The organism is Streptomyces sp. Ru62 (genome assembly GCF_002920615.1).
Classification (GTDB): Bacteria; Actinomycetota; Actinomycetes; order Streptomycetales; family Streptomycetaceae; genus Streptomyces.
In genome coordinates this window covers 140,624-161,416 of record NZ_PQSU01000005.1, presented here as the reverse complement: position 1 = coordinate 161,416, position 20,793 = coordinate 140,624, and the positions used below count along the sequence as shown (strand labels likewise).

Below are 20,793 nucleotides of genomic sequence, written 5' to 3'. Positions count from 1 at the left end.
CATCGACGCGTAACACACAGGGCGCCTTCGTCACCCCGGCGAAACAACGAGGGGCTTCCACCGAAACCGCGCTGCGCCAGTCTCGTGGCGCATAACCGGCCCACCCCTCACCCGACCGGACCGCTCAGGCACCGCCCGCACGGGGCCGTACCAACCGACGAGGAGACGCCGATGGCACCAGCCATCATGCTTGCGGCGGACGCACCCAAACTGTCGTCCGCGAACACAGGCTTCATGCTCATCTGTTCCGCCCTGGTGATGCTGATGACCCCGGGACTGGCCTTCTTCTACGGAGGCATGGTCCGCGTCAAGAGCACCCTGAACATGCTGATGATGAGCTTCATCAGCCTCGGGATCGTCACCATCCTGTGGGTCCTCTACGGCTTCTCCCTCGCCTTCGGCACGGGCAACAGCCTGCTCGGCTGGAACGCCGACTGGATCGGCCTCAGCAACATCGGCCTGACGCAGCTCTGGGACGGCTACACCATCCCGGTCTTCGTGTTCATGGTCTTCCAGCTGATGTTCGCGATCATCACCCCGGCCCTGATCAGCGGCGCCCTCGCCGACCGGGTCAAGTTCTCCGCCTGGGCGCTCTTCGTCGCCCTGTGGGCCACGATCGTCTACGTCCCGGTCGCCCACTGGGTCTGGGGCGCCGACGGCTGGGCCTACAAGCTCGGCGTGATCGACTTCGCGGGCGGTACGGCGGTCCACATCAACGCCGGCGCGGCCGCGCTCGGTGTCATCCTCGTCATCGGCAAGCGCGTCGGCTTCAAGCGCGACCCCATGCGCCCGCACAGCCTCCCGCTGGTCATGCTCGGCGCCGGTCTGCTGTGGTTCGGCTGGTTCGGCTTCAACGCGGGCTCCTGGCTCGGCAACGACGACGGCGTCGGCGCGCTGATGTTCGTCAACACGCAGGTCGCGACGGCCGCCGCCATGCTGGCCTGGCTCGCCTACGAGAAGATCCGGCACGGCGCGTTCACCACGCTCGGCGCCGCCTCCGGCGCGGTCGCCGGCCTGGTCGCCATCACCCCGTCCGGCGGTGCCGTCTCCCCGCTCGGCGCGATCGCCGTCGGCGCCATCGCCGGTGTCGCCTGCGCCGCGGCCGTCGGCTTGAAGTTCAGGTTCGGCTACGACGACTCCCTCGACGTCGTCGGCGTCCACATGGTCGGCGGCATCATCGGCTCCCTGCTCATCGGCTTCTTCGCCACCGGCAAGGGCCAGTCCGCCGCCACCGGCGTCTTCTACGGCGACCACACCTGGGACCAGCTGTGGAAGCAGTGCGCCGGTGTCTTCGCGGTCCTCGCCTACTCCCTGATCGTCTCCGCCGTCCTCGCCTTCCTCCTCGACAAGACCCTGGGCATGCGGGTCACCGAGGACGAGGAGATCTCCGGCATCGACCAGGCCGAGCACGCCGAGACCGCATACGACTTCAGCGGCGCCGGCGGCGGCGTCACCGGCTCCCTCTCCGCCCCGGCCCTGGCCGCCGCGCAGAACAAGAAGGTGGACGCATGAAGCTCATCACCGCCGTCGTGAAGCCCCACCGGCTCGACGAGATCAAGGAAGCCCTCCAGGCCTTCGGCGTCCACGGACTGACGGTCACCGAGGCCAGCGGCTACGGCCGGCAGCGCGGCCACACCGAGGTCTACCGCGGCGCCGAGTACACCGTCGACCTCGTGCCCAAGATCCGCATCGAGGTGCTGGCCGAGGACGACGACGCCGAGCAGCTCATCGAGGTCATCGTCAAGGCGGCCCGCACCGGCAAGATCGGGGACGGCAAGGTCTGGTCGCTGCCCGTCGAGACCGCCGTACGGGTCCGCACGGGCGAGCGCGGGCCGGACGCGCTCTGACACAGCACAATCCGGTTCAGGGGAACGTCGGGGGAAACGGAACAGGAGTCGCTGGGTGACCGGTACGGATGTGCGGAAAGAGACGGAAGACTCGGGACCCGGCGGCTACGCGGCGGCCCGGCTGCGCCTCCTCACGGAGGGGGCGCGGTCCGGGCCGCCGCGCCGTGCCGCCCTGGCCGGACTGACCGACGACTGGCTCGCCGGACTGTTCGACGCGGCGGCGGGCACGGCACACGGCGTCTCCCTCGTCGCCGTCGGCGGCTACGGCCGCGGGGAACTGTCCCCGCGCAGCGACCTCGACCTCGTCCTGCTCCACGACGGCTCCGACCCCGGCGCGGTCGCCGCCCTCGCCGACCGGATCTGGTACCCGGTCTGGGACCTCGGCCTCGCCCTCGACCACTCCGTCCGCACCCCCGCCGAGGCCCGCAGGACGGCCGGCGAGGACCTCAAGGTCCACCTCGGCCTGCTGGACGCCCGCCACCTGGCCGGCGATCCCGCCCTCACCGCCGGCCTGCGCACCGCCACCCTCGCCGACTGGCGCAACCAGGCCCCCAAGCGCCTCCCCGAACTCCAGGAGCTGTGCGCCGAACGCGCCGCGCGCCAGGGCGAACTGCAGTACCTGCTGGAACCCGACCTCAAGGAGGCCCGCGGCGGCCTCCGCGACGCCACCGCCCTGCGCGCCGTCGCCGCCTCCTGGCTCGCCGACGCACCCCGCGAGGGCCTGGCCGACGCCCGCCGCCGTCTCCTCGACGTCCGGGACGCCCTGCACCTGGCCACCGGCCGCGCCACCGACCGGCTCGCCCTCCAGGAACAGGACCAGGTGGCCGCCGAGCTGGGGCTGCTCGACGCCGACACCCTGCTGCGGCAGGTCTACGAAGCGGCGCGGGTGATCGCGTACGCCAGTGACGTGACCTGGCGGGAAGTGGGGCGCGTACTGCGTGCGCGCGCCGTCCGGCCGCGTCTGCGCGCCATGATGGGCGGCGGCAAGCCGGTCACCGAACGGTCGCCCCTGGCCGAAGGCGTGGTGGAACAGGACGGCGAGGTGGTGCTCGCCCGCGCCGCACGCCCCGAGCGCGACCCCGTGCTTCCGCTGCGCGCCGCGGCCGCCGCCGCCCAGGCCGGCCTCCCGCTCTCCCTGCACGCCGTACGGCGCATGGCCACCACCGCACGCCCCCTGCCCACGCCCTGGCCCGCCGAGGCCCGCGAGCAGCTGGTCACCCTGCTCGGCTCCGGCCGCCCCACCATCGAGGTCTGGGAGGCCCTGGAGGCCGAGGGCCTGATCACCCGCCTGCTGCCCGACTGGGAGCGGGTGCGCTGCCGGCCGCAGCGCAACGCCGTGCACGTGTGGACGGTGGACCGCCACCTGATCGAGACGGCGGTCCGCGCCTCCGAGTTCACCCGCCGCGTCAGCCGCCCTGATCTGCTGCTGGTCGCCGCCCTGCTGCACGACATCGGCAAGGGCTGGCCCGGCGACCACTCGGTGGCCGGCGAGATCATCGCCAAGGACGTCGCCGCACGGATCGGCTTCGACCGCTCGGACGTGGCCGTGCTGTCCCTGCTGGTGCGCCACCACCTGCTGCTCATCGAGACCGCCACCCGGCGCGACCTGGACGACCCCGCCACCGTCCGCTCGGTCGCCGAGGCCGTGCGCAGCCAGAGCACCCTGGAACTGCTGCACGCCCTCACCGAGGCGGACGCCCTCGCCACCGGCCCCGCCGCCTGGTCCTCCTGGCGCGGCTCCCTCGTCGCCGACCTCGTCCGACGCGTGTCCGCCGTCCTAGCCGGGGACGCCCCCGAGGAGCCCGAGCCGGCCGCGCCCACCGCCGAGCAGGAACGCCTCTCCATCGAGGCCCACCGCACCGGCGGCCCGGTCCTCGCCCTGCGCGCCCAGACCGAACCGGTCACCGACGAGGAGCCGGCCGGCGACCCGGAACCCCTGGGCGTGGAGCTGCTCATCGCCGTACCCGACCAGCCCGGTGTCCTCCCCGCGGTCGCCGGTGTCCTCGCCGTGCACCGCCTCACCGTCCGCACGGCGGAACTGCGCGCGCTGCGCCTGCCGGACGACGTGGACGACGACGGAACCGTCCTCCTGCTCAACTGGCGGGTCGCCGCCGAGTACGGCTCCCTGCCCCAGGCGGCCCGGCTGCGCACCGACCTGGTCCGCGCCCTGGACGGCACCCTCGACATCGCCGGCCGCCTCGCCGAGCGCGACGCGGCCTACCCGCGCCGCCGCGGCTGGACCGCCCCACCGCCCCGGGTGACGGTCGCCCCGGCCGCCTCCCACCACGCCACGGTGATCGAGGTCCGCACCCAGGACGCCCCGGGCCTGCTGTACCGCATCGGCATGGCCCTGGAGAAGGCGGGCGTACGGGTCCGGAGCATGCACGTGAGCACGCTGGGCTCCAACGCGGTGGACGCGTTCTATGTCACGACGGGGGCGGACGCGCCCCTGCCCGCCGGGGACGCGGCGTCGCTGGCGGGGGTGGTCGAGGAGACGCTGCGCGGATGACCTGCCCCGGTGCTTGCGGCGCCGGGATACCCTGGAGGGCGACCTTCAAGACCGTCACCGACCCCGAGGACCGCGAGCGCCGTGTTCGACACTCTCTCCGATCGCCTGTCAGCGACTTTCAAGAACCTGCGCGGCAAGGGACGGCTCTCCGAGGCGGACATCGACGCCACGGCGCGCGAGATCCGTATCGCGCTCCTCGAAGCCGACGTGGCCCTGCCCGTGGTGCGCTCCTTCATCAAGAACGTCAAGGAGCGCGCGCTCGGGGCCGAGGTCTCCCGGGCGCTGAACCCCGCCCAGCAGGTCCTCAAGATCGTCAACGACGAACTGATCACCATCCTCGGCGGCGAGACCCGGCGTCTTCGTTTCGCCAAGCAGCCGCCCACCGTGATCATGCTGGCCGGTCTCCAGGGCGCCGGTAAGACCACCCTGGCGGGCAAGCTCGGCAAGTGGCTGAAGGAGCAGGGCCACTCCCCGCTGCTGGTCGCCGCCGACCTCCAGCGTCCCAACGCCGTCAACCAGCTCAGCGTCGTCGCCGAGCGCGCCGGCGTCGCGGTGTACGCGCCGGAGCCGGGCAACGGCGTCGGCGACCCGGTGAAGGTCGCCAAGGACTCCATCGACTTCGCGAAGTCCAAGGTCCACGACATCGTGATCGTGGACACCGCCGGCCGCCTCGGTATCGACGCCGAGATGATGCAGCAGGCCGCGGACATCCGGGACGCGGTCGGCCCCGACGAGATCCTGTTCGTCGTCGACGCCATGATCGGTCAGGACGCCGTCAACACCGCCGAGGCCTTCCGCGACGGCGTCGGCTTCGACGGCGTGGTCCTCTCCAAGCTCGACGGTGACGCCCGCGGTGGTGCGGCCCTGTCCATCCGGCAGATCACCGGCAAGCCGATCATGTTCGCGTCGAACGGCGAGAAGCTGGACGACTTCGACGCGTTCCACCCGGACCGGATGGCCTCCCGCATCCTCGACATGGGTGACCTGCTCACCCTGATCGAGCAGGCGGAGAAGACGTTCAGCCAGGAAGAGGCCCAGAAGATGGCCTCGAAGCTGGCGTCGAAGAAGGGCCAGGACTTCACCCTGGACGACTTCCTGTCCCAGATGGAGCAGGTCAGGAAGATGGGCAGCATCAGCAAGCTGCTCGGCATGCTCCCGGGCATGGGCCAGATCAAGGACCAGATCGCCAACCTGGACGAGCGGGACGTCGACCGCACCGCCGCGATCATCAAGTCGATGACCCCGGCCGAGCGCCAGGACCCGACGATCATCAACGGCTCCCGCCGCGCCCGTATCGCGCGTGGTTCCGGTGTCGAGGTCAGCGCGGTGAAGAGCCTGGTCGAGCGGTTCTTCGAGGCCCGCAAGATGATGTCCCGCATGGCCCAGGGCGGTATGCCCGGCATGCCGGGGATCCCGGGCATGGGCGGCGGCCCCGGCCGGCAGAAGAAGCAGCAGAAGAAGGCCAAGGGCAAGCAGCGCTCCGGCAACCCGATGAAGCGCAAGCAGCAGGAGCTGGAGGAGGCCGCACGCCGGGCCGCCGCGGCGGAGGGCGCCAACGCCTTCGGCCTGCCGCAGCAGGGCGGTCAGGATTTCGAGCTGCCGGACGAGTTCAAGAAGTTCATGGGCTGAGTCCCGCTCGGACGAAACGCCGGGGGCGCCTCCTTCCACAGGGGGCGCCCCTTGCGCGTGCCGAGGCCCGTGGGGTGTCGTAACGTCCAGATATGAGTGATGCGGCGCCGCCCCGCAAGGCGCCTGATCAGCCGTGGCGCGCCGAGGGCACACCGGAGGAGCCTCCTCGGCGGCCCGGTCGGCTCAGGGGCGGCAAATGGTGGGGCCTGCTCGCCACCGCGGTGGTCGTCTTCGTGCTGGCCTACGTCGGGCTGCACTACTTCGGCCAGGGCAACGAGCCGACGATCTCCTACACGGAGTTCAGCAGGCAGGTCGGCGAGGGCAACGTCGCCACGATCTACTCCAAGGGCGACGCGATCCAGGGCCAGCTCAAGAACCCCCGCTCCGATCCCGAGGGCGGCGGCCAGTACACCAAGTTCAAGACACAGCGGCCGGCCTTCGCGGACGACCGGCTGTGGCAGAACCTGAACAGCCACGGGGTCACGGTGACCGCGCGGCCGGTCGTGCAGGAACGCAGCCTCACGGCCAACCTGCTGATGTCCCTGATCCCCATCGCGGTCCTGGTCGTGGTGTGGCTCCTCGTCCAGCGGCGGCTCGGCGGGATGCTGCCCGGCGCGGGTGGCCTGTTCGGCCGCCGGTCGCCGCCCAGACCGGTCGGCCCGCGGCCGGACACCGAGCGCACGACCTTCGCCGACGTGGCCGGCATCGACGAGGTCAAGGGAGAACTCGACGACGTCGTCGACTTCCTGGAGCACCCCGACGTCTACCGCAGGATGGGCGCGAAGCTGCCCCGCGGAGTGCTGCTCTCCGGCCCGCCCGGCACCGGCAAGACCCTGCTGGCACGGGCGGTCGCGGGGGAGGCCGGCGTGCCGTTCTTCTCGGCCTCGGCGTCCGAGTTCATCGAGATGATCGTGGGCGTCGGCGCGTCCCGCGTCCGCGAGCTGTTCGCCGAGGCTCGCAAGGTGGCGCCGTCGATCATCTTCATCGACGAGATCGACACCATCGGACGCGCGCGCGGCGGCAGTTCGTCGATGAGCGGTCATGACGAACGCGAGCAGACGCTGAACCAGATCCTCACGGAGATGGACGGCTTCTCCGGCGCCGAGGGCGTGATCGTCATCGCGGCGACCAACCGGGCGGACATCCTCGACCCGGCGCTGACCCGTCCCGGCCGTTTCGACCGGGTGGTCACCGTGTCCCCGCCGGACCGCGGCGGCCGCGAGTCGATCCTGCGGATCCACACCCGGGAGATCCCGCTCGCGCCCGACGTGGACCTGACGCAGATGGCCCGCGTCACCCCGGGCATGACCGGAGCGGATCTGGCCAATCTCGCGAACGAGGCCGCTCTGCTCGCGGTCAAACGCAAGCAGGAGCAGGTGACCGGCGCCGACCTGTCCGAGGCGCTGGAGAAGGTGCAGCTCGGCGCCGAGCGCACCCTGATCATGCCGGAGGAGGACCGCCGCCGTACCGCGTACCACGAGAGCGGCCACGCCCTGCTCGGCATGCTGCAACCCGGCGCCGACCCCGTCCGCAAGATCACCATCGTGCCGCGCGGCCGGGCGCTCGGGGTGACGATGTCCACGCCCGAGGTGGAGCGGTACGCGCACTCCGAGGAGTACCTGCGCGGGCGCATCATCGGCGCCCTGGGCGGCATGGCGGCGGAAGAGGTCGTCTACGGGGTCGTCACGACGGGTGCCGAGAACGACCTCGAACAGGTCACCAACATCGCGCGCGGGATGGTGGGCCGCTGGGGCATGAGCGAACGCGTCGGCCGGCTGTCCGCCCTGCCGAGCGACGCCCAGCAGGCGTACGGACTGTCGGCCGCCCCGCAGACCCTGGACGTCATCGACTCCGAGATGCGGCGGATCGTGGACGAGTGCTACGAGGAGGCGTGCCGCAAGCTCCGCGACCACCGGGGCCGGCTGGACGCGCTCGCGCAGGCGCTGCTGGAGAGCGAGACGCTGGAGGAGGCGGACGCCTACCGGATCGCCGGGATCACCCGCCTGAGCAAGCCGAGCGAGGACTGACGACGGGGCCGGCGGGAACCGAGGGCCAGGGCACGCGCGCGATGAGGTAGCGGAAGACGTTCGGCATCCACACGGTGCCGTCCGGGCGGCGGTGCGGGTGCAGAGCCTCCGTCAACTCCTTGTCGACCTGTTTGGCGTCGGTCGCCGCGATCGCCGCGTCGAACAGGCCGGTGGACAGCAGCCCGCGTACGGCGCTGTCGAGGTCGGCGTACCCGAACGGGCAGGCGACCCGGCCCGAGCCGTCCGGCTTCAGCCCGGCCCGCCCGGCGACCTCCTCCAGGTCGTCGCGCCGTGCGGGCGGCCGGCTGCGCGCGCCGCGCAGCGGATCGGCGAGCTTGGCGGCCACCCGCAGCACCGAGGAGGTGGCGCAGCGCTCTGGTGGTCCCCAGCCGGTCAGCACCACGGCGGCCCCGCGGCCTGCCAGCGGCAGCACGCCGGCGAGCAGGTCGCCGAGCCCCTCGGCGTCGCCCGCGAGGCCGCCGATCGGTTCGAAGGCGGTCACCAGGGTGTACGCGCCCGTCCCCGGGCCGTCCGCGGCCACGGGCGGGCCGTCGAGGAGTTCCGCGTCCGTACGCGCGCGCGTGCCGCGTCCGCCGGCGCCGCCCCGGCCGGGCGGGGCGTCCGGCAGCAGGCGCTCGCGCGCGAGGGCGAGCCGTTCGGGGGAGGCGGAGTCGACACCGGTGACCGCGGCGCCCCTGGAGGCCGCCATCAGCAGGGCGAGCCCGGAACCGCAGTTCAGGCCCAGCAGCCGGGTGGCGGGGCCCACTTCGAGTCGGTCGTACACGGCTTCGTAGAGCGGTACGAGCATCCGCTCCTGGATCTCGGACCAGTCACGCGCGCGTGCGCTCAGGTCCACGCGGGGTGAGGACTCCCCGTGGGACGTGTGCTGCCGCACGAGCGTAGGTGTCATAGGTAAGCGCCCCAATCCGCCGACAGTTCGCCGCCGCGCCCGGTTGCGTACCCCCGTGCCGTGCGCGCGCCCTTCCCACGTATGCCAGGTAACTCCCGGCTCGCGGTGGCGTCCAGGGGTCGTGGGGCGCGGCTTGGGGTGAGCGCGCCGGTGTGGCGAGATTTCACATCCCGGCAATCTGGACGGCCGCACGGTGTCGACCCTCGGAAGGCGGGCCGGTGACCGAGGTCGCGGCGGCACGCGGTAACGTCACGGGGGCCGTGGACGCTGACCGGGGTGAGGGCGCGCGCCGAGAGCGGCCGAAACACCTCTTGCGCAGCAGCCGGCCCTCGTCGCCCCGGGGCTCACCAGCGGTGCGTAGCGCGGACTACGCACCAGCTTGGTACGAGCTGTGACGCTTCTCCGCAGATCAGCGCACCCGCCCTCGTCAGGACGCATCAGCGGCAACTGACGGGTACGTGCAAATTATTTGGGATGCCCCGGAATAGGAACACAGCGGCACCCACGCTCGTTGTCATTACGTGAGCACGACACAGACACCACCTGTTCTCGCCGCAGAGCTGGCGCAGGCGTGGGCCGACATCCAGCGGTACCACCCCGAGCTGCCTGACCTTGCCGCGCCTGAATCCCTGATCGGGGAGTCGTCGTCCGCGTGCGGTCACGAACTCTCCTTCGAGAGGCTGCTCCATGAGGCAGTCCACGGCATCGCCGCCGCCCGCGGCGTCCGCGACACCTCCCGGGCCGGCCGCTACCACAACCGCCGTTTCCTCGCGATCGCCGAGGAGCTGGGCCTGGACCACCCCGAGGAGCCGCACCCGAGCAGCGGTTTCTCGCTGGTCACGCTCAACGCCGAGGCGAAGCGGCGCTACCGCCCGACCATCGAGCGGCTCCAGCGCGCCCTGAAGGCCCACACGGCGGCCACCTCGGCGGACACCTCCCGGACCTTCCGCGGCCCGGCCGCCCGGCACGGCTCCTCCGGTGGCGGCGTCCGCGTCAAGGCGGTGTGCGACTGCGGTCGCAACGTCCGGGTGGTGCCCTCGGTCCTCGCCCAGGCCCCGATCGTCTGCGGCGGGTGCGGCAAGCCGTTCAGGATCCCGGAGGTCGTGGGAGCGGCGTAGCGGTCACGGCTGCTCGTGGCAGCCGTGGCCGGCGCGACCTCGCGCCACCGGGCGGCGCACCCGACGTGACCTCACCTCCACGCCGGGTGCCTCCCCGGCATGCCCGGGGCGGAGATCGCGCACCCTCGGCCGAGAGCGGCCCGCGGGGTATGGCAGAATGGCTAGCTGTACTCGACAGCCGCACAGGACCCCTCTCTCCTCCGGCTGACGCGTCCATCGGGCACTCGGGTACCGCAACCCCACGCGGCAACTCGCCGTGCCCAACCACGTCAAATCCAGGAGAACCCACTCCCGTGGCAGTCAAGATCAAGCTGAAGCGTCTGGGCAAGATCCGTTCGCCTCACTACCGCATCGTCGTCGCCGACTCCCGTACCCGCCGTGACGGCCGGGCCATCGAGGAGATCGGCAAGTACCACCCGACCTACAACCCGTCGGTCATCGAGGTGGACGCCGAGCGTGTGGCGTACTGGCTCGGTGTCGGCGCCCAGCCGACCGAGCCCGTGCTCGCCATCCTGAAGAAGACCGGCGACTGGCAGAAGTTCAAGGGCGAGCCGGCTCCCGCGCCGCTGCTCGTCGCCGAGCCGAAGCCGGCCCGTCCGTCGTTCGAGGCGTTCACCGGTGAGGACGAGGGCAAGGGTGAGGCGATCACCCAGAAGAAGAAGGCTGAGAAGAAGGACGAGGCGGCTGCCGAGTCCGGCTCGACCGAGGCCTGAGCAGCATGCTCGAAGAGGCGCTTGAGCACCTCGTGAAGGGCATCGTCGACAACCCTGACGATGTGCAGGTCGCCTCGCGCAACCTGCGCCGCGGGCGTGTGCTGGAGGTCCGGGTCCACCCGGACGACCTCGGCAAGGTGATCGGCCGCAACGGCCGCACCGCGCGCGCCCTGCGCACCGTCGTGGGCGCCATCGGCGGTCGCGGTGTCCGCGTCGACCTGGTCGACGTGGACCACGTCCGCTGACGCTTCATCGCAACCGGCTCGGGCCGGGGAGGGCCACAGGGCCGTCCCCGGCCCGCAGTCGTACGACAGGAGATTTGGACAGGTGCAGCTGGTAGTCGCACGGATCGGCCGTGCCCATGGCATCAAGGGCGAGGTCACCGTCGAGGTACGTACCGACGAGCCGGAGCTCAGGCTCGCGCCCGGCGCCGTACTCGCCACGGATCCCGCCTCGGCGGGACCGCTGACCATCGAGACCGGCCGCGTCCACAGCGGCCGCCTCCTGCTGCGCTTCGCGGGCGTCAGCGACCGCAACGCCGCCGAGGCCCTGCGTAACACCCTGCTGATCGCCGAGGTGGACCCCGAGGAACTGCCCGAGGGCGAGGACGAGTACTACGACCACCAGCTCATCGACCTCGACGTCGTCACCGAGGACGGCACGGAGGTCGGCCGGATCACCGAGATCTCGCACCTGCCCACGCAGGACCTGTTCATCGTCGAGCGCCCCGACGGCACCGAGGTGCTGATCCCCTTCGTCGAGGAGATCGTCACCGAGATCGACCTGGCGGAGCAGAAAGCGGTCATCGCGCCCCCGCCCGGCCTGATCGACGACCGCGCCGAGATCGCCTCCGCCAGGGACGAGTCCGGGGCGGAGTCCGGGGAAGACACCGCATGAGGCTCGACGTCGTCACGATCTTCCCGGAGTACCTGGAGCCGTTGAACGTCTCCCTCGTGGGCAAGGCACGCGCGCGTGGGCAGCTGAACGTCCATGTGCACGACCTGCGCGCGTGGACGTACGACCGGCACAACACGGTGGACGACACGCCGTACGGCGGCGGCCCCGGCATGGTCATGAAGACCGATCCCTGGGGAGACGCCCTGGACACGGTCCTCGCCGACGGTTACGAGTCGGGCGCCCAGGCGCCCTCGCTGATCGTGCCCACGCCCAGCGGCCGCCCCTTCACCCAGGAACTGGCCGTCGAACTGTCCGAGCGCCCCTGGCTGATCTTCACCCCGGCCCGCTACGAGGGCATCGACCGGCGTGTCATGGACGAGTACACGACCCGGATGCCGGTCTACGAGGTCTCCATCGGCGACTACGTCCTCGCCGGCGGCGAGGCGGCCGTCCTCGTCATCACCGAGGCCGTCGCCCGGCTGCTGCCCGGTGTCCTCGGCAACGCGGAGTCCCACCGCGACGACTCCTTCGCCCCCGGCGCGATGGCCAACCTCCTGGAGGGCCCCGTCTACACCAAGCCGCCCGTCTGGCGCGGCCGGGACATCCCCGAGGTGCTGCTCAGCGGCCACCACGGGAAGATCGCCCGCTGGCGCCGCGACGAGGCCCTGCGGCGCACGACCCTGAACCGCCCCGACCTGATCGAGCGCTGCGACCCCAAGGCCTTCGACAAGAAGGACCGCGAGATGCTCTCCATCCTGGGCTGGGAACCGGACCCGGACGGGGAGCCGTACGGCCGATTTTGGCGCCGGGCCGAGGGCATGGAACAATAGACCGCTGTTGTGCGCCCGTCCGGCGTGCGCCCCTGCCACAGGGGGAGACGACGCCCGCCCCGACCCGCACGGCAGACTCCTGTACACCTAGTTCCCGTTGATGACCTGTGGCATCAGCGAAGAAAGCAGACGAAATGTCTCACCTGCTCGACTCCGTCGACGCCGCGTCGCTGCGCAGCGACATCCCGGCCTTCCGCCCGGGTGACACCGTCAACGTCCACGTGCGCGTCATCGAGGGCAACCGCTCCCGTGTGCAGCAGTTCAAGGGCGTTGTGATCCGCCGCCAGGGTTCTGGTGTCCGCGAGACCTTCACGGTCCGCAAGGTCTCGTTCTCCGTCGGCGTCGAGCGCACCTTCCCGGTGCACACCCCGATCGTCGAGAAGATCGAGCTGGTCACCAAGGGTGACGTGCGCCGCGCCAAGCTGTACTACCTCCGTGAGCTGCGCGGCAAGGCCGCGAAGATCAAGGAGAAGCGCGAGAGCTGAGCGCTTTCCCGTCAGTCACAGCGGAGCCGGATAGCATCTGGCCCCGATGGACACCGAAGCACAGCCGACGGAACGCGACCGCTCCTCCCACCCCGGTACTCCGGGGGCGGAGGGCCGGTCGCGTTTCGCGTTGGTGTCGCGGGTCGCCGAGTGGCTGCCCGGCGGCAGGATCACCCTCACGCTCTTCCTCTGCCTGGCGTTCCTGCTGGCCCTCAACGCCTTCGTGGTGCAACCGTTCCAGATCCCGAGCGGATCCATGGAACAGGGATTGAGGATCGGCGACCGCGTTCTCGTAAACAAGTTGGCGTACCGTTTCGGTGCCCAGCCGCGCCGCGGCGACGTGATTGTGTTCGACGGCACCGGGTATTTCGGGGACGCCGACTACATCAAGCGCGTGGCCGGTGTGGGGGGAGACCATGTGGTCTGCTGCGACAAGAAGGGGAGGATCGAGGTGAACGGCCGACCGGTCGACGAGACGGCGTTCCTCTATCCCGGGGACAGCGCCTCCAGCGTGCCCTTCGACGTCGTCGTGCCCCCGGGCCGCCTCTTCGTCCTCGGCGACCACCGCAGCGACTCCAGTGACTCCCGCGACCACCTCGGCTCGCCCGGCGGCGGGATGATCCCCGTCGGGGACGTCATAGGGCGGGCCGACTGGATCGTGTGGCCGTACGGCCACTGGACGCATCTGACCCGGCCGCCCGCCTACGCGCGCGTGCCCGCCGCCCCCGCGGGGGGCGCCCATGGGTAACCGCGGCAAACCGCGCGGGGTGCCCAGCACGCCCGCCGACAACCTGCTGCCCACCGGGGTGCGCCGCACCTCCGCGCCCGGCGGTGGCCGCACGCGCGCGGAGCGGCGGCAACTGCAGCGCAAGGTCAAGCGCAAGCGCAGACGGTCGGCCGTCCGGGAGATCCCCCTCCTGGTCGGGGTCGCCGTCCTCATCGCGCTCGTCCTGAAGACGTTCCTCGTGCAGGCGTTCGTGATCCCGTCCGGGTCCATGGAGGAGACGATCCGGATCGGCGACCGGGTCCTGGTCGACAAGTTCACCCCGTGGTTCGGCTCGAAGCCACAGCGCGGGGACGTCGTCGTGTTCCACGACCCGGGCGGCTGGCTCCAGGACGAGCAGACCGCCAAGAAGCACGACCCGGTCGTCGTCAAGCAGCTCAAGGAAGGCCTCACCTTCATCGGCCTGCTGCCGTCGGACAACGAGAAGGACCTGATCAAACGGGTCATCGGCGTCGGCGGCGACCACGTCAAGTGCTGCGACGCCCAGGGCCGTGTCACCGTCAACGGCGTCCCGCTCACCGAGGGCGACTACCTCTACCCCGGGGACGTGCCCTCCACCATGCCCTTCGACGTCACCGTCCCCAAGGGCCGGCTGTGGGTGATGGGGGACCACCGGGGCAACTCCGCGGACTCCCGCTCCCACCAGGACACGGCCTACGGCGGCACGGTCTCGGTGGACTCGGTGGTCGGCCGGGCCATGGTCATCGGCTGGCCGGTCGGTCACTGGACGCGCCTGGAAGAACCTAAAACCTTTGCAAGCGTCACCGACGCGGCGCCGGGGACGACCGCTGGTCCCCAGGCGTCGCATAGGGTTGCTTCCGAGAATCCGAACGGAATCACCCAGCTCCCGACCCCTGCGGAACTCCCGCTCGTTATGGGAGTGGTGGGCCTGCGCCGGGTGCGGCGCGGGCGGCGGCACAGAGTGAGGAGTTGGCGTGGGGGATGTGGCGGTTGGCGCACGGTCGGGACACGACGGCGAGGAGCACCGCGGGCACCCCGTGGAACCGGACGTTCCCGTACCGGGCAGCGCCATGAACTCCGGGAATGACGCAGCGACGGGCGACGAGGGCACGCCGGAGGGCGACTCGGAGCCGCGCGGCGACGGCCCGGGCGCGGGCGCGGCGGCCGTGCGCCCGAGGCAGCCGCGGTCCTTCTGGAAGGAACTGCCGATCCTGATCGGCATCGCGCTGGTCCTGGCGTTGCTGATCAAGACGTTCCTGGTACAGGCGTTCTCGATCCCGTCCGACTCGATGCAGAACACCCTCCAGCAGGGCGACCGGGTGCTGGTCGACAAGCTCACGCCGTGGTTCGGGTCCAAGCCCGAGCGCGGTGAGGTCGTCGTCTTCCACGACCCGGACAACTGGCTGGCGGGCGAGCCGACGCCGACGCCGAACCCGGTGCAGAAGGTCCTCAGCTGGATCGGCCTGATGCCGTCGGCGGAGGAGAAGGACCTGATCAAGCGCGTGATCGGAGTCGGCGGCGACACGGTCGAGTGCAAGGGCAGCGGCCCGCTGAAGGTCAACGGCAAGGCGCTGAACGAGCCGTACGTCTACCCGGGCAACACACCGTGCAGCGTGGACGACCAGGGCGGCCAGTTCAAGGTGAAGGTCCCCAAGGGCTTCATCTGGGTGATGGGCGACCACCGCCAGAACTCCCGTGACTCCCGGTACAACCAGTCCGACAGGAACCACGGCATGGTCCCCGTCGACAAGGTCGTCGGCCGCGCGATCGTCAAGGCCTGGCCGATCAACCGCTGGGGCACCCTGCCGATCCCGGACACCTTCGACCAGCCCGGCCTGAACGAGCAGTCCGGCGCCGCGGCCTCCCTGACGGTGGCCCCCGAGGGCGTCGCCGTCGCCGCGGCCCTGCCGCTGGTGCTGTGGCGGCGCAGGCGCGCTGACGGCCCGGAGTCCGAGAACGCGGAGTCCGTCGACGCCGAGTCCGCAGACGCGGACCTCCAGCCCGTGGAGTTCAAGAAGCGGTAAGCGGTCGCCCCGGCCGGGCGAGAGGGGCTGCCCCCGTTCGGTACCGCCGGGTAGGGTGCGGGTCCATGGGTGGCGAGAGCATGACGCGTACGGCCCCGCAGGGCGGCGGCACCAGCACGGCACAGGCCGGCGGCAGCCGGCTCGGGCAGCGGCTGTCCGGACTGGCCGTGGCGCTGGGTCTGGTGCTGTTCCTCGGCGGCTTCGCCTGGGGGGCTATGGTCTACCGGCCGTACACCGTGCCCACCAGCTCGATGACCCCCACCATCGACGCCGGTGACCGCGTGCTGGCCCAGCGCGTCGACGGCGACGAGGTGCGGCGCGGTGACGTGGTCGTCTTCGAGGACAAGACCTGGGTCAGCAACGCCAAGGTGGTCAAGCGCGTGGTCGCCGTGGGCGGGGACACCGTCTCCTGCTGCACGAACGGCAAGCTGACCGTCAACGGCAAGCAGATCGACGAGCCGTACCTGCCCGAGGGCAGCCTCGCCGAGATCAAGAACTTCGCCACGGTGACCGTCCCGGAGGGCCGGCTGTTCCTCCTCGGCGACGAACGCCAGGGCTCCCTGGACTCCACCGCCCACCTCACCGATGCCGCACAGGGCACCGTGTCCCGTGGCGCGGTGTCCGCCCGCGTGGAGGCCGTGGTCTGGCCCTGGAAGGGCACGCTCAAGCGCCCCACGGGCTTCGAGACGCTCGGCGCGCTCTCCGAGTCCGGCCCGCTGCGCACGATCGAGCTGCTCATCGTGGCCGGCGCGGTCCTGGTCCTCGGCGGCGGCGCCTACGGCCCGATCGCGGGCCGCGTGAGCCGCTCCCGCGCCCGCACGGCCCGCCCGGAGACGGCCGGTGTCCGCTGAGACCACGCGGCCGGCGGGGGAGTCGTACGGGCGCGGGGACGAAGGCGGGGCCGGGACCGGCCTGCGGAAGGTGGCCCGGGTCGTCCTCCTCGACCCCGAGGACCGCATCCTGCTCCTGCACGGCCACGAACCGGACGACCCGGCGGACGACTGGTGGTTCACGCCCGGCGGCGGCCTGGAGGGCGCCGAGACGCGCGAGGAGGCCGCGCTGCGGGAACTCGCGGAGGAGACCGGCATCACCGACGTCGAACTCGGTCCCGTGCTCTGGCGGCGGCGGTGCTCGTTCCCGTTCGCGGGCCGCCGCTGGGACCAGGACGAGTGGTACTACCTGGCCCGTACGACCCAGACGGCCACCGCGGCGACAGGGCTGACGGAGCTGGAGCGGCGCAGCGTCGCCGGAGCGCGCTGGTGGACGTGTCGGGAACTGACCCGGGCACATGAGACGGTGTATCCGACCAGACTCGCCGAGCTGCTGCGTACGCTGCTCGTCGAAGGTCCCCCCGCCCGGCCCGTGACCCTCGACACGGAAATCGTCTGAGGGTTCCCGGGACTGGCGCACAATGGGGGGATCGCACGGCTGAAGGGGAACATGCCATGAGCGCCGAGGACCTCGAGAAGTACGAGACCGAGATGGAGCTGAAGCTCTACCGGGAGTACCGAGATGTCGTCGGTCTGTTCAAATACGTGATCGAGACCGAGCGGCGGTTCTACCTCACCAACGACTACGAGATGCAGGTGCACTCGGTGCAGGGCGAAGTCTTCTTCGAGGTCACCATGGCCGATGCCTGGGTCTGGGACATGTACCGGCCGGCTCGCTTCGTGAAGCAGGTCCGGGTGTTGACGTTCAAGGACGTGAACATCGAGGAGCTGAACAAGAGCGATCTGGAGTTGCCGGGCGGGTGACCGGGTGTGCCGTGTGGGTGGCTGGTGCGGATGCCCGGGTGGTCGGCGTGGACGGGTGACGGAGTTTTCCACAACCGCTGAGTAGTCCACCAAGATCAACACCGCTCGGCCGGATGCGTGACCGTTGGTGCCGGAGGTGGTGCCGACATGACCAAGGCACGCAACGGACTCGGCAAGTACGGCGAGGACCTGGCCGCCCGGCGGCTGGCCGCACAGGGAATGACGATCCTGGAGCGCAACTGGCGCTCCGGCAGGTCCGGCGAGATCGACATCGTGGCCAGGGACGGCGACGCCCTGGTCGTCTGCGAGGTGAAGACCCGCAGGGGCGGCGGCTATGAACACCCGATGGCCGCGGTGACCCCCGCGAAGGCCGCCCGGCTCCGTGCACTCGCCGAGCACTGGATCCAAGCGCACGGAGGAGCCCCGCCGGGCGGGGTCCGCATCGACCTCGTAGGCGTCCTGCTGCCCCGCCGGGGCGCCCCGTCCGTCGAGCACGCGCGGGGGGTGGCCTGAATGGCATTCGCCCGTACGTGCTCGGTCGCCCTGGTCGGCGTCGAAGGCGTGGTCGTCGAGGTCCAGGCCGACCTCGAACCCGGAGTCGCGGCCTTCACCCTGGTCGGCCTCCCGGACAAGAGCCTGACGGAAAGCCGCGACCGGGTGCGGGCGGCGGTGGTGAACTCGGGCGGCGAATGGCCGCAGAAGAAGCTCACCGTCGGACTCAGCCCGGCCTCCGTCCCCAAGGCCGGCTCGGGGTTCGACCTGGCCGTCGCCTGCGCGGTGCTCGGTGCCGCCGAACGGATCGATCCCCGGGTCCTCGCCGACATCGTCATGATCGGAGAGCTGGGGCTGGACGGCCGGGTGCGCCCGGTACGGGGCATCCTGCCGGCCGTCCTCGCGGCGGCCGACGCGGGGTACGAGCAGGTGGTGGTACCCGAATGCGCCGCCGCCGAGGCCTCGCTGGTCCCCGGTGTGTCCGTGCTCGGTGTCCGCAGTCTGCGACAGCTCATCGCGGTCCTGACCGAGGAGCCCGTCCCGGACGAGGCACCGGACGAGCTGGGACGGCCCGATCCCCTCCTGGCAGGACTGCGTGTACCGGGCGCGGGCGCCACCACCGGCATGCACAGCATCGGCGCCGCGCACCCCGACCACGATCACGACCTGGCCGATGTCGTCGGGCAGACCTCCGCCCGCACGGCCGTTGAGGTGGCCGCGGCCGGCGGACATCACCTGTTCCTGGAGGGGCCGCCCGGCGCGGGCAAGACCATGCTCGCGGAACGCCTGCCCGCCGTGCTTCCCCGGCTCACCCGGGACGAGTCGCTGGAGGTCACGGCCGTGCACTCGGTCGCCGGGCTGCTGCCCCCGGGCAAGCCGCTCATCGACGTCGCCCCCTACTGCGCCCCGCACCACTCGGCGACGATGCAGTCACTCGTCGGCGGCGGACCGGGCATCGCCCGGCCGGGCGCGGTGTCCCTCGCCCATCGCGGCGTGCTGTTCCTGGACGAGGCGCCCGAATTCCACAGCCAGACGCTCGACGCCCTGCGGCAGCCGCTGGAGTCGGGGCACGTCGTCATCGCGCGGAGTGCAGGCGTGGTCCGGTTCCCGGCGCGCTTTCTGATGGTTCTGGCGGCCAACCCCTGTCCCTGCGGACGCTTCTCACAGCGCGACTCGCTGTGCGAGTGTCCGCCCTCGGCGATCCGCCGCTACCAGTCCCGGCTGTCCGGCCCGCTGCTGGACCGGGTGGACCTGCGCGTCGAGGTCGACCCGGTCACCCGGGCCCAGCTCACCGAGCCCGGCGCCCGCGGCGAGTCCACGGCGACCGTGGCCGACCGGGTACGGCAGGCCCGGGAGCGGGCGGTGGCCCGCCTCGCCGGCACCCCGTGGCGCACGAACAGCGAGGTGCCCGGCCGCGAACTGCGCAGCCGGTACCACGCCGCCGCCGGAGCCATGGACGAGGCCGAACGCAACCTGGAACGGGGCGTGCTCACCGCCCGCGGGATCGACCGTGTCCTGCGCGTCGCCTGGACGGTCGCCGACCTCGTCGGACACGACCGCCCGGACGCCACCGACGTCGCCCTGGCCCTGCAACTGCGCACCGGTGTTGCCCGCGGAGTACCGATGGCCATCGGAGCGCTGACATGACCGGACAGGAGGACCCCGGCGCCGAGCTGCTCGGGCGGGTGTTTCTCGGGCGGGTCGTCGAGGCGGGGGACGAGGTCGGTGGGCGGTGGGTGCGGGAGTTCGGGGTGGGGGAGGTGGTGCGGCGGCTGCGCGATGGCGGGGACGCGTTGCCGGGGGTGAGCGGGACCCGGTGGGCGGGGCTCGTCGCGCGGGCCCGCCGGACCGAGCCGGAGCGGGATCTGGAGCTGGCCCGGGCCGTCGGGGCGCGATTCGTCTGCCCGGGGGACGCCGAGTGGCCCCGGCAGCTCGACGACCTCGGGGACGCGCGGCCCCTCGGGCTGTGGGTACGGGGCCGGCCGAACCTGCGGATGTGGGCGCTGCGGTCCGTGGCCGTGGTCGGCGCCCGAGCCTGCACCGAGTACGGCGCCCACGCTGCCGCCACCCTCGCCTCCGGTCTCGCCGAGCGCGGCTGGGTCGTCGTCTCGGGCGGGGCGTACGGCATCGACGGTGCCGCCCACCGCGGCGCCCTCGCCACCCACGGCGCCACCGTCGCCGTTCTGGCCTGCGGCGTCGACCAGCCCTACCCCCGCGGTCACGCCGCGCTGATCGCCCGGATCGCGGAACGGGGACTGGTGGTGGGTGAGCTGCCGCCGGGTGATCATCCGACACCCAGCCGGTTCATCCTCCGTAACCGCGTGATCGCCGCGCTGACCAGGGGCACCGTCGTCGTGGAGGCGGCCTGCCGCAGCGGCTCGCTGGCCACCGCGCGGGCCGCGCAGCGCCTCGGGCGGTTCACCATGGGCGTCCCCGGCCCGGTCACCAGCGCCCTCTCCGCCGGTGTGCACGAACTGTTGCGCGGTGAGGCCACCCTGGTCACCGATGCCACGGAGATCATCGAACTCGTGGGCGACATGGGTGAGCTGGCGCCGGCCCGGCGGGGCCCCGTCCTCCCGCGTGACCTGCTGCAACCTGCCGCCCGCACCGTGCTCGCCGCCCTCCCCGGCAACCGGGCGGCCCCCGCCGAGGAGGTCGCGCTCGGCGCGCGCACCACGCGGGAGGAGGCGATCGCGAGACTGTACGAACTCCGAGCACTTGGTTACGTCGAACGACACGGCGACGGCTGGAAGTTGACACGCCAGGCGATGATCTCGGTCCGGAACGGTCACCGTCCGTGCTGACCGGCTGGG

General features: G+C 71.7%; 21 protein-coding genes. 20 read left to right on the top strand and 1 reads right to left on the bottom strand.

All coding sequences use genetic code 11. The features are described 5' to 3' along the window. The first annotated feature begins 171 nt into the window (after window positions 1–171). From C3492_RS08765 to ftsH, 5 genes are all read left to right on the top strand, one after another. Complete coding sequence (locus C3492_RS08765; protein ID WP_103811175.1) at window positions 172–1,512, top strand: ammonium transporter; 1,341 nt, start codon at window positions 172–174, stop codon at window positions 1,510–1,512. Beyond that, complete coding sequence (locus tag C3492_RS08760) at window positions 1,509–1,847, top strand: P-II family nitrogen regulator (protein ID WP_030990174.1); 339 nt, start codon at window positions 1,509–1,511, stop codon at window positions 1,845–1,847. The genes C3492_RS08765 and C3492_RS08760 overlap by 4 nt, the downstream gene beginning before the upstream one ends. Window positions 1,848–1,902: 55 nt before the next feature. Then, complete coding sequence (locus C3492_RS08755; RefSeq protein ID WP_103811174.1) at window positions 1,903–4,356, top strand: [protein-PII] uridylyltransferase; 2,454 nt, start codon at window positions 1,903–1,905, stop codon at window positions 4,354–4,356. A gap of 81 nt (window positions 4,357–4,437) precedes the next feature. Continuing rightward, window positions 4,438–5,985 (top strand): signal recognition particle protein, encoded by a 1,548-nt coding sequence (ffh, locus tag C3492_RS08750; protein ID WP_103811173.1) that lies wholly within the window; start codon window positions 4,438–4,440, stop codon window positions 5,983–5,985. Between the two features lie 92 nt (window positions 5,986–6,077). Beyond that, the gene (gene ftsH / locus C3492_RS08745) at window positions 6,078–8,012 is read left to right on the top strand and encodes an ATP-dependent zinc metalloprotease FtsH (protein ID WP_103811172.1); all 1,935 of its coding nucleotides are present in this window, start codon (window positions 6,078–6,080) and stop codon (window positions 8,010–8,012) included. Here ftsH and C3492_RS08740 read toward each other — a convergent pair. Further along, entirely contained in the window at window positions 7,981–8,922 is a 942-nt protein-coding gene (locus tag C3492_RS08740; protein ID WP_181140271.1) for a class I SAM-dependent methyltransferase, read from the bottom strand. The two genes, ftsH and C3492_RS08740, sit on opposite strands and share 32 nt — an antisense overlap. 521 nt (window positions 8,923–9,443) lie before the next feature. Between C3492_RS08740 and C3492_RS08735 the strand changes: the two genes are divergently transcribed. The 15 genes from C3492_RS08735 to dprA all read left to right on the top strand — a co-directional run bounded on the left by C3492_RS08735 (window position 9,444) and on the right by dprA (window position 20,784). After that, entirely contained in the window at window positions 9,444–10,040 is a 597-nt protein-coding gene (locus C3492_RS08735; RefSeq protein ID WP_030649065.1) for a hypothetical protein, read from the top strand. A 293-nt stretch (window positions 10,041–10,333) separates the two neighbouring features. Further along, the gene (gene rpsP, locus C3492_RS08730; RefSeq protein WP_030612777.1) at window positions 10,334–10,753 is read left to right on the top strand and encodes a 30S ribosomal protein S16; all 420 of its coding nucleotides are present in this window, start codon (window positions 10,334–10,336) and stop codon (window positions 10,751–10,753) included. A 5-nt stretch (window positions 10,754–10,758) separates the two neighbouring features. Further along, window positions 10,759–10,998: an RNA-binding protein gene (locus C3492_RS08725; RefSeq protein ID WP_003973401.1), complete on the top strand. Its 240-nt coding sequence runs from the start codon at window positions 10,759–10,761 to the stop codon at window positions 10,996–10,998. Window positions 10,999–11,080: 82 nt separating this feature from the next. Then, the gene (gene rimM / locus C3492_RS08720) at window positions 11,081–11,650 is read left to right on the top strand and encodes a ribosome maturation factor RimM (RefSeq protein ID WP_103811170.1); all 570 of its coding nucleotides are present in this window, start codon (window positions 11,081–11,083) and stop codon (window positions 11,648–11,650) included. Then, complete coding sequence (gene trmD, locus C3492_RS08715) at window positions 11,647–12,480, top strand: tRNA (guanosine(37)-N1)-methyltransferase TrmD (protein ID WP_103811169.1); 834 nt, start codon at window positions 11,647–11,649, stop codon at window positions 12,478–12,480. Before rimM ends, trmD begins: the two co-directional genes overlap by 4 nt. A 134-nt stretch (window positions 12,481–12,614) precedes the next feature. Continuing rightward, window positions 12,615–12,965, top strand: coding sequence for a 50S ribosomal protein L19 (gene rplS, locus C3492_RS08710; RefSeq protein ID WP_103811168.1), 351 nt, complete (start codon window positions 12,615–12,617; stop codon window positions 12,963–12,965). Window positions 12,966–13,011: 46 nt separating this feature from the next. Further along, a complete protein-coding gene (gene lepB, locus C3492_RS08705) occupies window positions 13,012–13,713 on the top strand; it encodes a signal peptidase I (protein ID WP_103811167.1) in 702 nt (233 codons plus the stop codon). Beyond that, window positions 13,706–14,797, top strand: a complete 1,092-nt coding sequence (gene lepB / locus C3492_RS08700; RefSeq protein WP_103811166.1) for a signal peptidase I — start codon at window positions 13,706–13,708, stop codon at window positions 14,795–14,797. Before lepB (C3492_RS08705) ends, lepB (C3492_RS08700) begins: the two co-directional genes overlap by 8 nt. After that, entirely contained in the window at window positions 14,685–15,734 is a 1,050-nt protein-coding gene (gene lepB, locus C3492_RS08695) for a signal peptidase I (RefSeq protein WP_258055566.1), read from the top strand. Before lepB (C3492_RS08700) ends, lepB (C3492_RS08695) begins: the two co-directional genes overlap by 113 nt. Before the next feature lie 65 nt (window positions 15,735–15,799). After that, the gene (gene lepB, locus C3492_RS08690; protein WP_103811165.1) at window positions 15,800–16,585 is read left to right on the top strand and encodes a signal peptidase I; all 786 of its coding nucleotides are present in this window, start codon (window positions 15,800–15,802) and stop codon (window positions 16,583–16,585) included. Beyond that, window positions 16,575–17,123, top strand: a complete 549-nt coding sequence (locus tag C3492_RS08685; RefSeq protein WP_103811164.1) for an NUDIX hydrolase — start codon at window positions 16,575–16,577, stop codon at window positions 17,121–17,123. Before lepB (C3492_RS08690) ends, C3492_RS08685 begins: the two co-directional genes overlap by 11 nt. Before the next feature lie 56 nt (window positions 17,124–17,179). Next, window positions 17,180–17,488: a DUF2469 domain-containing protein gene (locus C3492_RS08680; RefSeq protein WP_014675276.1), complete on the top strand. Its 309-nt coding sequence runs from the start codon at window positions 17,180–17,182 to the stop codon at window positions 17,486–17,488. Window positions 17,489–17,635: 147 nt separating this feature from the next. Next, window positions 17,636–18,001: a YraN family protein gene (locus C3492_RS08675; protein ID WP_258055565.1), complete on the top strand. Its 366-nt coding sequence runs from the start codon at window positions 17,636–17,638 to the stop codon at window positions 17,999–18,001. Next, window positions 18,002–19,627 carry a YifB family Mg chelatase-like AAA ATPase gene (locus C3492_RS08670; RefSeq protein ID WP_103811162.1) on the top strand — a complete coding sequence of 542 codons (1,626 nt, stop codon included), beginning with the start codon at window positions 18,002–18,004 and terminating at the stop codon, window positions 19,625–19,627. It abuts the gene before it with no gap. Continuing rightward, a complete protein-coding gene (gene dprA, locus C3492_RS08665) occupies window positions 19,624–20,784 on the top strand; it encodes a DNA-processing protein DprA (protein ID WP_103811161.1) in 1,161 nt (386 codons plus the stop codon). The genes C3492_RS08670 and dprA overlap by 4 nt, the downstream gene beginning before the upstream one ends. Window positions 20,785–20,793 lie beyond the last annotated feature (9 nt).